Genomic DNA, 14,992 nt, shown 5'->3' with positions numbered 1-14,992 from the left:
TGCGTGAAATCCCGCCAATGCGCCGATGATTTCGGGCATTACGGGAGCGTCAACCCGAGGGTGCGGGAATACCGTAAACTACCGGGCATGAATACCATCCATGTCGTTTGTGGCGATATCGCCGCGCAGCAGTTGCGTGCGGCGATGGCGCTAGCGCATCGCGCCGACCCCGTGCTTGTCCTGCGTGACGATCTGGCCCTTGGCCCGTTGCGCGAGGTCGACGAGAACGAGCGGCAGCGGGCCGCCTTCTGGCAACGCGTGCTGCCGTCTGCCGGTCGCGATTACGCCAGCGAGCTGCGCGAAGAACTAGCATCGCTACAACGTCTGGTGGAGGGCGACAATGCCGTGGTTTGCTGGCATGGCGACAGCGCGTCGGATCAACTCACGCTGCGCCGCGTGGCATTCATGCTGCGCAACACACCCGCCCGTCTGAACGAGGTCGTGCTGCGCGGCAGCGACCTGGCAACGCCCGGCACACCGCCCATCGCAGAACGGCGTACCAGCGTCGGCATGTATGCGCCGGAAGTGCTGGCCGAACGCTTCGCGCGCATCGCCCCGATTTCGCTATTACGTATTGGCCGTCTGTCGCTGGAATGGCGGGCGCTCAAACAAGTGAACACGCAGGTGCGCCGCTGGATGCACAACACCTTCGAAGGCGCGACATTCGCCGAGATCGACGACCAGATTCTGGCCCAGGCACCCGTTGCCTGGACGCCGATGGCCGCGTTCCTCGGCGAGACGATGCCTCGCATCGAAGGCTTTTTTGCGACCGACAGTTTTCTGTTGTGGCGCTGCCGCGAACTCGGTGCGGCAGGCCGACTCGCGTTGCGCGGCGACACCACGGCGCCCGCCGCGTGCGATCTACGACTGGAGTAACCCCCGTTTATGGCACGTACCAAAGCGCCCGATCATGAATCGCAGCGCGAACAGATTCTCGACGTCGCCGCCGAGGCCTTCGCCCACGCGAGCTATCCGAGCACGTCGATGTCCGAGCTGGCCGCCGCATGCGGCACGTCCAAGGCCCGGCTGTATCACTACTACGCGAGCAAAGACGCCATTCTGTTCGATCTGCTAGAGCGCTATACCAAGCGCCTGATGCTGATCGTCACCGAGGTCGAGGCGCTTGGGCAACGCCGCGGGCTGTCCGAGCGCGATACGTTCCACGAACTGATTCGCGCGTTTCTCGATGAGTACGAGACGTCGCAGACGCGCCATATCGCGCTGCTCAACGACGTCAAGTTCCTCAACGATGAGCAACGGGAGATCGTGCTCAACCGTCAGCGTGACGTGGTGGCCGCGTTTGCCCGTCAACTCTCGCGTGCGTTCCCCGACCGGGTCGCCAAGCACAATCAGACCGCGCTCACGATGATGCTGTTCGGCATGATCAACTGGACCTTCACATGGCTCAAACCCGGTGGCCGCATGCGGTACCGCGATTTCGCCAATGAGGTCATCGCGGTGCTCGAACACGGACTCGTCGCGCCGCTGCCCGGCGGTATCGAAGCCGCCATCCCGACCGCAGCTACGCCCTCACGCACCTAACGAAGCAAGTAATCACTTACAAAAAAAGGCGATGCGTCGCCTTTTTTTGTTGCCTCGCAACAACCTCTCATCGAGCGTCGTCGAGAGCCACATCGAGAAAAGACGCCACTCTTCAGTGACTTAGGTATTTCCCTCCACGGCAGGCATTTATTTCCTAGGGTTTTTACCTACTCAATCAGGTATAATTCTTTTGCGTCGCACAATTCAGTACACGCACTAAAGAATACCCAAGGATTACGCCATGACTGCCCCGAACCCCACGCCCGAAGTCGCCCGCGCGACGACTGCCGCCAACGAGCGGTCGAGCGTGATGATTCGTGAGCTGACGTCCGGCGACATCCACCGGCTCCAGCGCCACTTTCTGGCGCTCGGCGAAGAAGACCGCCTGCTGCGCTTCGGTCAGGCCGTCAGCGACGACGTGATCACTCGCTACGTCGCCAGCCTCGATTTCTCGCGTGACAGCGTATTTGGTGTCTACGACGATAATCTCGCGCTCGTCGCCGTTGCCCACGTCGCCCAGTTGCCGGAAGGCAAGAACGGCCGTGTCGCGGAGTTTGGCGTCTCGGTGCTCGAATCGGCTCGTGGCCGTGGCATCGGCTCACGTCTGTTCGAGCGTGCCGCCATCCATTGCCGTAACAAGCGCGTCGACACGCTGTATATGCACTGCCTCTCGCGCAACGCCCGCATGATGCGCATTGCGAAGAAGGCCGGCATGGAGATCAACTTCGCTTACGGCGAAGCCGATGCTTATTTGAGCCTGCCGCCGGCCGACACGCAGTCGATGCTCTCGGAAATGATGCAGGATCAGGTCGCCGCCTTCGATTACGCGGTCAAGCGTCAGCTTCGCGACGCCCGCCGCCTGTTCGGGGCACTCCTGCCGAACGAGCGTGCTGCCTGACCGACACGTCGGCCGTCCCGCAAAAAAAGAAACCCGGTCGATTGGCCGGGTTTTTTGTCTTCGTCACAATGACGGCGTTCGCCGGTTCACGGCAGCGGTAGCGCCGTCGTCTCCTTGAGCTGATCGAGCACGAAGCTCGTTTTGACGTCGACGACGCTCGGATGCACGATCAGTTGCGTCTGCATGAATTGCGAGAAGTGCGCCATGTCGCGCACATGCACGCGCAGCAAATAGTCCATGTCGCCGGCCATCGCGTAGCAGCCGACGACTTCCGTCCAGGTCTCGACCACGCGGCGGAAGTGCTCGATGACCGAGCCGCCCTCTCCGTCACCGGGATGCCGCTTGTCGAGCCGTACGTTGACGTAGGCGAGCAGGCCGAGTCCGAGCCGCGTTGGCTCGAGCAGCGCAACGTAGCCGCGAATGACACCGGCCTCCTCCAGACGCCGGATGCGCCGCAGGCAGGGACTCGGGGACAGCCTGACCTGCTCGGCAATTTCGAGATTGGACAGCCGGCCATTGCTTTGCAACAGGGCGAGGATCCGGCGATCGATCTTATCCAGTTCCAGCTTCGACATTTTTCTCCCCATTATTTGTATGTGTGCGCAATATTATTGCGCAGCATCTTTATTTTCAGGAAGACATCGCCCCAGCAAGACGATTACGGGAAATTACAGCCTCGCCCCGCTCTGAAGCGCCACAGACAAAGAAAAAGGCGCCAACCTGGTCAGGCGGCGCCCTGGTGGGTCGGAGCGTGTCACCGATACGGCAACGCACTCAGCATGGATCGGGCCGCATTAGCGGCGCTGGAATTCTCGCGGATCGATCGTGCGCTGGTCGAGCGGGCCTTCGTAACGCTGCGGCTGTTGCGTGGTTCGCTGCTGCGTCATCGGGGTAGGTTCGGCCGTTTTGTCGCGCGCCATTTCGTCGGCGCGAGCAACGCTCACTTCCAAGGTCAGAAACGAAGCGGAAACCAGCAGGAATTTGGCAATGTTTCGTTGATTCACAGTGACTCCTTCTTGCGTATCGCTATATTGCTAGGCGCACAGACTGTGCGCTAAGAACGTACCCAACGTGTCGGGTAAAGCGTTAGTGGGCATTCTGCCCAGTCTGTTCCCGCCGACGCCGAACCGTTACACGTTGTTACCCTCGTGTCAGAAGACACCGACAAACGTACGTTTGCCGACATAATCGCGACACAATGCCGCCATTTTGAGGCGAAATCCGAAAGCGGCCATGCGTCTCGACGTCGCACCTGCGGGTGGCATAAGGAGGCAAAGGCGGAAACGACGGACGAGGGTTTACGCCATCCATCTGACGTTTACGTAAACGTCATAATCCTCGTTATACTGCCCCCGATCGGTCACCTATGAAACGTCACCCTACCCGTCAGGCACCGCCCTGACACCGGTGCTAACATAAGTCCGACTGGCATCAGTATCACGATAAAAGGCCCCGCTCGACGGGTGATCTCACGCAAGTGAACACCTGGGTAAAGCGATATTCAGAGGCCGGCATTCACCGCTGCCGTCCTGCTTCACGAGAGCGGGAGGGGCAGGAAGTTTTGGCGATCCCAAAATCAGTGAGAGTGAGGAGCACACCCCATGAACGCCCCCGTCAACCCGAGTTTGCTGGCCGCGCTAGAATCGGTCACGCTCGACGACAAGTACACGCTCGAGCGCGGTCGCGCTTACATGAGCGGCATCCAGGCTTTGGTCCGGCTACCGATGTTGCAGCAGGCGCGCGATGCCGCCGCCGGGCTCAACACCGCGGGTTACATTTCGGGCTATCGCGGCTCACCGCTCGGCGGTCTGGATCTGTCGCTATGGAAAGCGAAACAGCACCTCGCGAGCCATCACATTGTCTTCCAGCCCGGCCTGAACGAAGACCTTGCCGCCACTGCCGTGTGGGGCTCCCAACAGGTCAATCTGTACCCTGCCAAGTTCGATGGCGTGTTCTCCATGTGGTACGGCAAAGGCCCCGGCGTCGACCGCTCCATGGACGTGTTCAAGCACGGCAACTCGGCGGGCACATCGAAGCATGGCGGCGTGCTGGTGCTCGCGGGCGACGACCACGCCGCCAAATCCTCCACCCTCGCGCATCAGTCCGAGCACGACTTCAAGGCAGCCGGCATTCCCGTGCTGTATCCGTCGAACGTTCAGGAGTATCTCGACTACGGTCTGCACGGCTGGGCAATGAGCCGCTACTCCGGCCTGTGGATCGCGATGAAGTGCGTGACGGACGTGGTCGAGTCGTCCGCCTCGGTGATGATCGATCCGCACAATGTCGACATCCATCTGCCGAACGACTTCATCATGCCGCCCGACGGCCTGAACATCCGCTGGCCCGACCCGCCGCTGGTGCAGGAAGCGCGTCTGCTCGACTACAAGTGGTACGCGGGGCTTGCTTACGTACGCGCCAACAAGCTCGACCGCGTGATGATCGATTCGCCCCACGCGCGCTTCGGCATCATGACCGGCGGCAAGGCGTATCTCGACGTGTGTCAGGCGCTCGCCGATCTGGGGCTGGACGAAGCCACGTGCCAGCGCATCGGCATTCGCCTGTACAAAGTGGGTTGCGTGTGGCCGCTCGAAGCGCAGGGTGCGCGCGCGTTCGCACAAGGCCTGCAGGAGATTCTGGTCGTCGAGGAGAAGCGTCAGATCCTCGAATACGCGATCAAGGAAGAGCTGTACAACTGGCGCGACGACGTGCGTCCGCGCGTGTACGGCAAGTTCGACGAAAAGGACGGCGCCGGTGGCGAGTGGTCCGTGCCGATGGCCAACTGGCTGCTGCCCGCGCACTATGAACTCTCGCCCGCGCTGATCGCCAAAGCGATTGCCACGCGCCTTGAGAAGTTCGAGCTGCCGAGCGACGTGCGCGAGCGCATCGCCGCACGCCTGCGGGTGATCGAGGCGAAGGAGCAAGCGCTCGCCAAGCCGCGCATCGCAGTCGAACGCAAGCCGTGGTTCTGCTCGGGCTGCCCGCACAACACGTCGACCAATGTGCCCGAAGGGTCGCGCGCCATCGCCGGCATCGGGTGTCACTATATGACCGTGTGGATGGATCGCCGCACCGACACCTTCTCGCAAATGGGCGGCGAAGGGGTGCCCTGGATCGGGCAGGCGCCGTTCTCGTGCGACGAACACATTTTCGCCAACCTCGGCGACGGTACGTACTTCCACTCGGGGCTGCTCGCCATTCGGGCGGCGATCTCTTCGAAGGTCAACATCACCTACAAGATTCTGTACAACGATGCGGTCGCCATGACCGGCGGCCAGCCCGTCGACGGCACGCTCTCCGTGCCGCAGATCGTGGCGCAGGTCGATGCCGAAGGTGCGGCGAAGATCGTCATCGTGACCGACGAACCCGAAAAGTACGACGGCGTGAAGCTCGTTGGCGACGTCCCCGTCTATCACCGCGACGAACTGGATCGCGTGCAGCGCGAGCTGCGGCTGGTCAAGGGCACGTCGATCCTGATCTACGACCAGACTTGCGCCACCGAGAAGCGCCGCCGCCGCAAACGCGGTGCGTACCCCGATCCGGCAAAGCGCGTGGTCATCAACGAAGCCGTTTGCGAAGGTTGCGGCGATTGCTCCGTGAAGTCGAACTGCCTGTCGGTCGAGCCGCTGGAAACGGAATTCGGCACGAAGCGTCAGATCAACCAGTCGACCTGCAACAAGGACTATTCGTGCCTGAACGGCTTCTGCCCGAGCTTCGTGACGGTCGAAGGCGGTCAACTGCGCAAACCCAAGACGGCGCAGGTCGACAGCAGCGGTCTGCCGCCGCTGCCTGAACCACCGTTGCCGGCGATCACGCGCCCGTACGGCATTCTCGTGACGGGCGTGGGCGGCACCGGCGTGGTGACCATCGGCGGCCTGCTCGGCATGGCGGCGCATCTGGAAAACAAGGGCGTCACGACGCTCGATGTGACCGGCCTCGCGCAGAAGGGCGGCGCGGTGACGAGCCACGTGCAGATCGCACTGCAACCGGAGGACATTCACGCCACACGCATCGCCATGGGCGACGCCCGCGTAGTGATCGGGTGCGACGCCATTACGACGGCGAGCGACGACACGCTCTCACGCGTGCAGCACGGCGTGACGAACATCGTGGTCAACAGCGCGCACACACCGACGGCCGAGTTCATCCGCAATCCGAACTGGCGCTTCCCCGGCGCAAGCACGGAGAACGATATTCGTGCGGCGGCCGGCGACAGCGTCGACTTCGTCGACGCGAACCACCTCTCGCTGCGTCTGCTCGGCGATACCATCTACACGAACCCGTTCGTGCTCGGGTACGCATGGCAAAAGGGATGGGTGCCGCTCTCGCACGCCGCTCTCATGCGCGCCATCGAACTGAACGGTGTGGCGGTCGAGAAGAACAAGCAAGCGTTCGAGTGGGGCCGTCGCGCCGCACACGATCTGGCGTCGGTGCGTCGGCTGGCGCAGCAGAACGAGACGCCGGAGTCGTCTGCCGCCGGCGGCAAGCTGATTACGCTGCATACGCCGCGCGCGCTGGATATGCTGATCCAGCGCCGTTACGACCAGTTGGTGGCGTATCAGGATCGCGCTTATGCAGAACGCTTCAAGCAAACCGTCGACCGTGTGCGCGCCGCCGAAACGCCGCTCACGCAAGAGGGCATGCAAATGCCGCTGACCGAAGCCGTCGCCCGGGCGCTTTACAAACTCATGGCCTACAAGGATGAGTATGAAGTGGCGCGGCTTTACACCGACCCGGCATTCATGAAGAAGATCAACGAGCAGTTCGAAGGCGACTTCACGCTGCGCTTCCACCTGGCGCCGCCGTCGCTGGCCAAGCACGACGACAAGGGCCATCTCGTCAAAAAGGCCTATGGCGCGTGGATGATGAAGGCGTTCGGTGTGCTGGCGAAGTTCAAGGGACTGCGCGGCGGGGCGTTCGACATCTTCGGCCGCACGCAGGAGCGCCGCACGGAACGGGCCCTGATCGGCGAGTACGAAACGCTGGTGAGCGAACTGGTGTCGCGGCTGAACGAGAGCAACCTGTCGTTGGCCGTACAACTGGCGGAGCTGCCGCAGGAGATTCGCGGCTACGGGCACATCAAGGAGCAGAACCTCGCCGCCACGCGTATCAAATGGACGAAGCTGCTGGCGCAGTTCCGCGATGGCAGTTCGCATCGCGTGGCCGCTTGATCCGCTGAGTCGGCAGTCCAACAAAAATCCCGCCAGCGCGTGAGCGTCTGGCGGGATTTTTTATGCGCTTTTGCGCAGTCGGCGCACAGTAACGCCGGAGATCACCCCGGCGCCATGTCCGCCCCGATCATCAACGGCTGACGTTGGCCGCAGCCACGGCCGTCATGTTGATGATACGGCGCACGGTGGCGGCCGGCGTCAGGATGTGAACCGGCTTGGCGCAGCCGAGCAGGAACGGGCCGACCGTCACGCCTTCGCCGCCCGTCATCTTGAGCAGGTTGTACGTGATGTTCGCCGCTTCCACGTTCGGCATGACGAGCAGGTTCGCTTCGCCCGACAGACGCGACGCCGGATACGCGGCGCGACGCACCGTCTCCGACAACGCGGCATCGCCGTGCATTTCGCCGTCGACTTCCAGCGCCGGTGCGCGCGCGGCGAGCAGTTCGCAGGCGCGAGCCATGCGTTGTGCCGATGCCGACTTCACGCTGCCGAAGTTCGAGTTCGAGAGTAGCGCCACCTTCGGGGCGATGCCGAAGCGCTCGATTTCCTTCGCGGCGAGCACGGTCATCTCGGCGAGTTGCTCCGACGTCGGCGTCTCGTTGACGTACGTGTCGCTGATGAACAGGTTGCGCTTTTCGAGCATCAACAGGTTCATGGCGGCGTAGTTCTCGACACCGGCCGCGCGGCCAATCACCTGATCGACCACATCCAGATGGCGGTGGTACGTATCGATCATGCCGCAGATCATGCCGTCGGCTTCGCCCAGACGCACGAGAATCGCACCGATCAGCGTGTTGTCCTTGCGCATGGCCGCCTTGGCGACTTCCGGCGTCACACCGTGACGCGCGCCGAGGTTGTGATACTCCTGCCAGCAGCGTTGATAACGCGTATCGTCTTCCGGATTCACGATCTCGAAATCGACGCCCGGCTTGAGCTTCGAGCCGATCTTCTGCAAACGCATTTCCACCACGGCCGGACGGCCGATGATGATCGGCTTGGCGATGCCCTCGGCCAGCACGAACTGGGCAGCACGCAGCACGCGCTCGTCTTCGCCTTCGGCAAACACGATGCGGGCGGCGTCGTTGCCGAAGCGGGCACGGGCGGCGGCGAACACCGGGCGCATGATGAAGCCGGTGCGATACACGGTCGTGCCGAGTTGTTCGCGATAGGCGTCCATGTCTGCGATCGGACGCGTGGCCACGCCCGAGTCCATCGCGGCTTGCGCCACGGCGGGTGCGATCTTGATGATCAGGCGCGGATCGAACGGCTTCGGAATGATGTATTCCGGACCGAACTCGAGCGACTGGCCTTCATAGGCGCGCGCGACTTCTTCGCTTTGCTCTTCTTCCTGCGCCAGTTCGGCGATGGCACGCACGGTGGCGAGCTTCATTTCTTCCGTGATGGTGGTCGCACCGACGTCGAGCGCGCCGCGGAAGATGAACGGGAAGCACAGCACGTTGTTGACCTGGTTCGGGTAATCCGAACGGCCGGTCGCGACGATGCAGTCCGGACGCGCAGCCTTCGCGATTTCCGGGCGGATTTCCGGCTCCGGGTTGGCGAGTGCGAGAATCAGCGGCTTCGGGCCCATGGTCTTGACCATGTCGCCCGTGAGCACGCCGGCGGTCGAACAACCGAGGAACACGTCGGCTCCGTTCGAGGCGTCGGCGAGCGTGCGCGCTTCGGTGGCGACGGCGTAACGCGCCTTGCTCTCATCGAGCTTGTCGCGGCCGGCGTGAATCACGCCCTTCGAGTCGAGAACCAGAATGTTCTCTTTCTTCAGGCCGAGGTTCACCAGCAGATCCAGGCAGGCGATGGCGGCAGCGCCGGCACCCGAGCAGACCAGCTTCACCTTGCCGATATCCTTGCCCACGACCTTCAGGCCGTTGAGGATAGCGGCCGAGGCAATGATGGCGGTGCCGTGCTGATCGTCGTGGAAAACGGGGATCTTCATGCGCTCGCGCAGCTTCTTCTCGATGTAGAAGCACTCGGGCGCCTTGATGTCTTCGAGGTTGATGCCGCCGAGCGTCGGCTCGAGCATGGCAATGGCTTCGACGAGCTTGTCCGGATCGTGTTCGGCGAGTTCGATGTCGAACACATCGATGCCGGCGAACTTCTTGAACAGGCAGCCCTTGCCTTCCATCACCGGCTTGGCGGCGAGCGGACCGATGTTGCCCAGGCCGAGCACTGCGGTGCCGTTGGTGATCACGCCGACGAGGTTGCCGCGCGACGTGTAACGGTTGGCGGCGAGCGGGTCTTCGGCGATGGCCTCGCACGCGTAGGCCACGCCGGGGGAGTAGGCCAGCGACAGGTCGATCTGGTTCGACAGCGGCTTGGTCGGCGTCACCGAGATTTTGCCCGGACGCGGATTCTCGTGGTAAGCCAGGGCGCTTTGTTTCAGTTCTTCATCCATATCTCGATACCTAATGACAGGGCGACGGCCGGGCCCCGTGCCGCATGCGGGCAGCGTCCGGACTCAACCGTCTTTTCACGGATCACGGCGGGGAAGAGACAACCGGAGGGACTCGACGATTGTGTCGTCGACGGTTTTCTTCGCTACGCGGCAGCGTGATGGCCGCCGCTTCCCCGATCCGGCATGCCGCGCCGATGCGCGCCCGGATCGTGAGACTTACGGTGCGCCGGACGCACCGCAGGACGCAAAGTGTACACCTTGCGCCAAAAGCATGATGCCGCACGCGGCGCCTGCCGCGCGGGCGATTGACCGCCATCGCGCCCTACTTCAGCGCCTCGCCGCGACGCTCCGGAATCAGGAAAAGCGTGGCGAGAATGTCGAGCACGTAAATGCTGGCGAGCAAAACGAGCGCCATCTTGAACGAATAGGCGGCCGCCAGCGCCCCCACCGCGAGCGGTCCGAAACCACCGACGGCGCGGCCGATGTTGAACAGCACGTTTTGCGCCGTTGCACGTGCGGCCGTCGGATACAGCTCCGAAATCAGCGCGCCGTAGCCGCCAATCATGCCGTTCACGAACAGCCCCATCACCGCACCGCCGATCAGCAACGCGAACTGCGACTGCAACTGGGCGTAGATAAACACCATCACGACCGCACCGATCTGATAGCCGATGAACGTCGGGCGGCGGCCGAAGCGATCGGCCAACCGGCCGAACAGCCAGATGCCGAACGCCATGCCGAGCACCGTCACCGCCGTCCACATCGCGGACTTGGTGAGCGAGTAACCGAACGTCTTCGACAGGTACGACGGCATCCAGATCATCAGGCCGTAGTAACCGAAGTTCTGCACCGAGCACAGAATCGCCACGCCGAGGCTCGCGCGCGTGGTGGCGCAATCCTTGACCAGCAATTTGAGCGGCGCGTGTTCGCGCGGCTGCTTTTGTTGGGCGAGGAACATCTCGGGCTCGCCGAGCGTGCGACGCATGACGAACGACACGACGGCGGGCAGCAAACCCACAGCGAACATGCCGCGCCAGCCGATGACCGGCAGCAGCAACGGCGTGAGCAACGCGGCGGCGAGCACCCCGGCCTGCCATCCCAGCCCCACGAACGACGAGGCGCGTGCACGACGCTCCGGCGCGCAGGCTTCCGCCGCAAGCGCCATGCCGATGCCGAACTCGCCCCCCAGACCGATGCCGGCGATCGTCCGGTACGCCAGCAGATCCCAATACCCCTGGGCGAGCGAGCACAGGCCGGTGAACACGGCGAAGAGCAGAATCGTCCACGACAGCACGCGTACGCGGCCATAACGATCGGAGAGCATGCCGAAGACAATGCCGCCCACGACGGCGCCCACGAGGGTCCACGTGACGAGCGCCCCCGACTGCGCGCTCGACAGCGCGAGGTCGGCGGCAATGGCCGGCAGAATGAAGCCGAGAATCAGCAGATCGAAGCCGTCCATGGCATAGCCGATGGCCGAGGCCCAGAGGGCACGGTTCGCGTAGGCGGTGTCTTGCGGTACGGCAGAAGCCGCAAGCGAGGGCGAGGAATCGTTTGGCATGAGCGCGTCCGACGGGTCTGAATTTTCGGCGTGAGTGTATGCCTGTCATAAAGGCTCGGCAACTGTCTCTTTTTTTGGACTCATCTATCGGAGATGATTTCTCATATGCGCCGTGCGGGCACACCGCGCGTATTTCTTGGGTTGAAAATATACGCTCAGTGCATAATTGACCTCGCATCTGCTGAAACTTGTGGCATAATTCAGGTTTAAGCGCCGGCCGGTCGTCGCAAGACGTGCAGACCCGCCGCCTTAGACGGCGTTTTGCCTCAGTGCCCTACGCGCTGCGGCGCCCCGCCGACTTACCCATGACTCCTGGCTGCACGCCCCACGGCGGGCAGCTACGCTAAGGAACCGCATCATGATTGGCATCGACCGCCAGGCGATTTCCGACATCACCGCCAAGATCCTGCTCGAAGTGGGCGCGGTGCATTTCAACGCCGAGAAGCCGTACATCTTCACCTCGGGCTGGGCCAGCCCGGTCTACACCGACTGCCGCAAGCTGATCTCGTACCCGCGTGTACGCCGTACGCTGATGGACTTCGCCGAGGCCGTCATCATTCAGGACGTCGGCTGCGAGCAATTCGACACAGTGGCCGGCGGCGAGACCGCAGGCATTCCGTTCGCGGCCTGGATCGCCGACAAGCTGATGCTGCCGATGCAGTACGTGCGCAAAAAACCGAAGGGCTTCGGCCGTAATGCACAGATCGAAGGCGATCTGCCGGAAGGCTCGCGCGTGCTGCTCGTGGAAGATCTGACGACCGACGGTCGCAGCAAGATCAATTTCTGCAAGGCGCTGCGCGAAGCCGGTGCGAGCGTGAATCACGTGTTCGTGATCTTCCACTACGACATCTTCCCGGAGAGCCGTCAGGTGCTCAAGGACATCGACGTCCAACTGCACTCGCTCGCGACGTGGTGGGATGTGCTGCGCGTTGCCAAGCAGCAGAACCACTTCGACACGAAGACGCTCGACGAAGTCGAGAAATTCCTGCATGCACCGGCCGAGTGGTCGGGCGCGCACGGCGGCGCCACGTCGTTCCCGAAGGACTGAGTCCTGTGGCAATGCCCGCAGTCTTCGCTTGAGAGGCGAAAGCGGCCAGTCCGAAAGGGCTGGCCGTTTTTTTTCTGCATCCGCTTTGCAGAGGAGTCACCCATGTTTGCTTCGGTCATCGCCATCAGCATCGGGGCTGCCCTCGGCGCGCTGTTGCGCTGGGCACTCAGCGTGCAGTTCAATGCGATCTTGCCGACACTCCCGCTCGGCACCCTCGCGGCCAATCTCGGCGGCGGCTATCTGATCGGGATCGCCGTCACGCTCTTCAGTCACTTTCCATCGATCCCGGTCGAGTCGCGTCTGTTGATCGTCACCGGCTTTCTCGGCGGCCTCACCACGTTCTCCACCTTCTCGGCCGAAGTCACCACGCTGCTGCGCGAAGGGCAGATGGGCTGGGCATCGCTCATCGTGATCGTTCACGTTGGAGGCTCGCTCATCATGACGCTGCTCGGCATGGCAAGCGCCACACTGTTCGTGCAGTGGCTGCGCCCCGCCATCTGACGGACTTGGCGACATTGCCGTCGCGGCCGTCGTGCTAGGGCAGCAACATCACGAGCTTGACGTCGTCGTGCCCCGATAAACGGAACGTGACCTGCGCAAAGTCGATGTCTCCGCGCACAGGGTGATGAAAACCGCGCCTGCCGCCCTCGCGCTCCACGACATCTTGCTGCGACCAGAGCGCGGCGAACACGCTGCTCTCGCGTTGCAGGGCGTCTGTGAGCGCACGCACGGGGGTGTCGTCGAGATATGCGCTGCATTCGGCGCGAAACTCCGCCACGACACGTCGCGCACGGCTCTCCCACGCCTGAATCAACGTCAGTGCGCCCGCGTCGAGGAAGATGTAGCGCAGCAGATTTTTCGCGCCGGGCATATCGAGCCAGCCCCGGAAGATGTCTGCGGCAGCATCGTTCCACGCGAGGACGTCCCAGCACCGGTCGAGCGCATAGGCAGGCGCCGCCACGGCGGCGACTGCCGCCTGCACCTGCGCCGCCGCGTGATGCGGTAACGGCGCCGCGCCGCGCTCGGGATCGCGTTTGCCCGCCAGATCGAAGAGATATGCCCGTTCGGCACGCGAAAGCCGCAGCGCGCTGGCCACCGAGGCCAGCGCGCCTGCCGAAATCGACACCTCCCGCGCCTGTTCGATCCACGTGTACCAGGTCGACGACAATCCGCATAACTGCGCCACCTCTTCGCGTCGCAGCCCCGGCGTGCGGCGCCGCCCAAGCAACGGCAGTCCGACCGCCGCCGGGGTCAGCCGCTCGCGATGCGCGCGCAGAAAATCTCCCAGCGCCCGGCGCTGGCGCGCATCATCGGCAGGTGAGGACGGCACTGCCGGCAGGGTGCCGGATGTTGGCACAGGGGTAGTTTTCATACCAGGATAAATAGGCAACTTGTACCGGTATTGGTGAGCCATTATCGTGAGACCCATCGATGTCGCGCAAGCCCCCTGAGCCCAACATCGCCGAATCCGACACCCCCACCCCATAGACGAAGGAGACTCCCCGTGAGCGATACCCATCCCCCCACCGACTCCGCTGCGGCACACAACACCGGCAATGCGCACAGCGCACATAACGCCGTCGTCACCGGCCAGTTCGGCCCGCAGGCGTCCGCCTATCTGACGAGCGCCAATCACGCGCAGGGGGCCGATCTGGAGCAACTCGTTGCGATCGTGCGCGCGCACCCGGGGGCGCAGGTGCTTGACCTGGGCTGCGGCGCGGGTCATGTGAGTTTCCTCACCGCGCCGCATGCCGCGCGCGTGGTGGCCTACGATCTGTCGGCCGATATGCTCGGCGTGGTCGCGGGCGAGGCTGCGAAGCGCGGGTTGACGAACGTCGACACGCAACTCGGCGCGGCCGAATCGCTGCCGTTCGGCAACGCCAGCTTCGATCTCGTCTTCAGCCGCTACAGTGCGCATCACTGGGCCGACGTGGGCGCGGCGCTGCGCGAGATGCGCCGCGTACTCAAGCCGGGCGGTCGTGTGGTGATCTGCGACGTCGCCTCGACCGGCCAGCCGTTGTTCGATACGTATCTGCAAGCGGTGGAAGTGCTGCGCGACACGTCACACGTGCGCGACTACGCGGCGAGCGAATGGATGACGATGGCAGCAAGTGCGGGTTTCTCGGTGGCGTCGCTCACGCCGCGCACGCTCGAACTCGACTTCAAGACCTGGACGACACGCATGCGCACGCCGGTGCCGATGCAAGTGGCCATTCGTGCGTTGCAGGCGGCGATGGCCGACGACGTGCGCCGTCACTTCAAGATTCAGGACGACGGATCGTTCACGCTCGACACGCTCACGCTCGAACTGGTTGTCGGCTGAGGATTCCGGGTCATCGGAAAGTGAAAAGCGCAAAGCCCGGCG

Annotated in this window: 12 protein-coding genes; 7 read left to right on the top strand and 5 right to left on the bottom strand. The window is 63.3% G+C overall.

The window, feature by feature from the left end; all coding sequences use genetic code 11:
- The first annotated feature begins 87 nt into the window (after window positions 1-87).
- The 3 genes from PCO31110_RS06315 to PCO31110_RS06305 all read left to right on the top strand — a co-directional run bounded on the left by PCO31110_RS06315 (window position 88) and on the right by PCO31110_RS06305 (window position 2,440).
- A complete protein-coding gene (locus tag PCO31110_RS06315) occupies window positions 88-876 on the top strand; it encodes a DUF1835 domain-containing protein (RefSeq protein ID WP_010806888.1) in 789 nt (262 codons plus the stop codon).
- Window positions 877-885: 9 nt separating this feature from the next.
- Entirely contained in the window at window positions 886-1,542 is a 657-nt protein-coding gene (locus PCO31110_RS06310) for a TetR/AcrR family transcriptional regulator (RefSeq protein ID WP_010806889.1), read from the top strand.
- Window positions 1,543-1,852: 310 nt separating this feature from the next.
- The gene (locus PCO31110_RS06305) at window positions 1,853-2,440 is read left to right on the top strand and encodes a GNAT family N-acetyltransferase (RefSeq protein ID WP_370855818.1); all 588 of its coding nucleotides are present in this window, start codon (window positions 1,853-1,855) and stop codon (window positions 2,438-2,440) included.
- Window positions 2,441-2,526: 86 nt separating this feature from the next.
- On the opposite strand, the gene PCO31110_RS06300 is transcribed toward PCO31110_RS06305, so the two are convergent.
- On the bottom strand, window positions 2,527-3,015 hold the full coding sequence (locus tag PCO31110_RS06300) for an Lrp/AsnC family transcriptional regulator (RefSeq protein ID WP_010806891.1): 489 nt from the start codon (window positions 3,013-3,015) through the stop codon (window positions 2,527-2,529).
- A gap of 219 nt (window positions 3,016-3,234) precedes the next feature.
- Window positions 3,235-3,444, bottom strand: a complete 210-nt coding sequence (locus tag PCO31110_RS06295; RefSeq protein WP_010806892.1) for a hypothetical protein — start codon at window positions 3,442-3,444, stop codon at window positions 3,235-3,237.
- Between the two features lie 597 nt (window positions 3,445-4,041).
- On the opposite strand from PCO31110_RS06295, the gene PCO31110_RS06290 reads away from it, so the two are divergent.
- Window positions 4,042-7,608: an indolepyruvate ferredoxin oxidoreductase family protein gene (locus PCO31110_RS06290; RefSeq protein WP_150689867.1), complete on the top strand. Its 3,567-nt coding sequence runs from the start codon at window positions 4,042-4,044 to the stop codon at window positions 7,606-7,608.
- A gap of 130 nt (window positions 7,609-7,738) precedes the next feature.
- Here the strand turns inward: PCO31110_RS06290 and PCO31110_RS06285 are convergent, their stop codons facing one another.
- Window positions 7,739-10,018, bottom strand: a complete 2,280-nt coding sequence (locus PCO31110_RS06285; RefSeq protein WP_150689866.1) for an NADP-dependent malic enzyme — start codon at window positions 10,016-10,018, stop codon at window positions 7,739-7,741.
- A gap of 322 nt (window positions 10,019-10,340) precedes the next feature.
- A complete protein-coding gene (locus tag PCO31110_RS06280) occupies window positions 10,341-11,579 on the bottom strand; it encodes an MFS transporter (RefSeq protein WP_010806895.1) in 1,239 nt (412 codons plus the stop codon).
- Between the two features lie 358 nt (window positions 11,580-11,937).
- Between PCO31110_RS06280 and PCO31110_RS06275 the strand changes: the two genes are divergently transcribed.
- Together PCO31110_RS06275 and crcB are read left to right on the top strand one after the other, a co-directional pair.
- Window positions 11,938-12,627 carry an orotate phosphoribosyltransferase gene (locus PCO31110_RS06275; RefSeq protein ID WP_010806896.1) on the top strand — a complete coding sequence of 230 codons (690 nt, stop codon included), beginning with the start codon at window positions 11,938-11,940 and terminating at the stop codon, window positions 12,625-12,627.
- Window positions 12,628-12,729: 102 nt separating this feature from the next.
- Window positions 12,730-13,128 carry a fluoride efflux transporter CrcB gene (gene crcB / locus PCO31110_RS06270; protein ID WP_150689865.1) on the top strand — a complete coding sequence of 133 codons (399 nt, stop codon included), beginning with the start codon at window positions 12,730-12,732 and terminating at the stop codon, window positions 13,126-13,128.
- A 34-nt stretch (window positions 13,129-13,162) separates the two neighbouring features.
- Here the strand turns inward: crcB and PCO31110_RS06265 are convergent, their stop codons facing one another.
- Window positions 13,163-13,999, bottom strand: a complete 837-nt coding sequence (locus tag PCO31110_RS06265; RefSeq protein ID WP_246189738.1) for a helix-turn-helix transcriptional regulator — start codon at window positions 13,997-13,999, stop codon at window positions 13,163-13,165.
- 132 nt (window positions 14,000-14,131) lie between these two features.
- Here PCO31110_RS06265 and PCO31110_RS06260 point away from each other — a divergent pair, with 132 nt between their 5' ends.
- A complete protein-coding gene (locus PCO31110_RS06260) occupies window positions 14,132-14,950 on the top strand; it encodes a class I SAM-dependent methyltransferase (protein ID WP_150689864.1) in 819 nt (272 codons plus the stop codon).
- Window positions 14,951-14,992: the final 42 nt, after the last annotated feature.

It is taken from the genome of Pandoraea communis, from assembly GCF_902459745.1.
GTDB classification, from domain to species: Bacteria; Pseudomonadota; Gammaproteobacteria; order Burkholderiales; family Burkholderiaceae; genus Pandoraea; species Pandoraea communis.
Note: the sequence above shows the minus strand (reverse complement) of the source record. Positions and strands in the feature narration are given on the sequence as shown.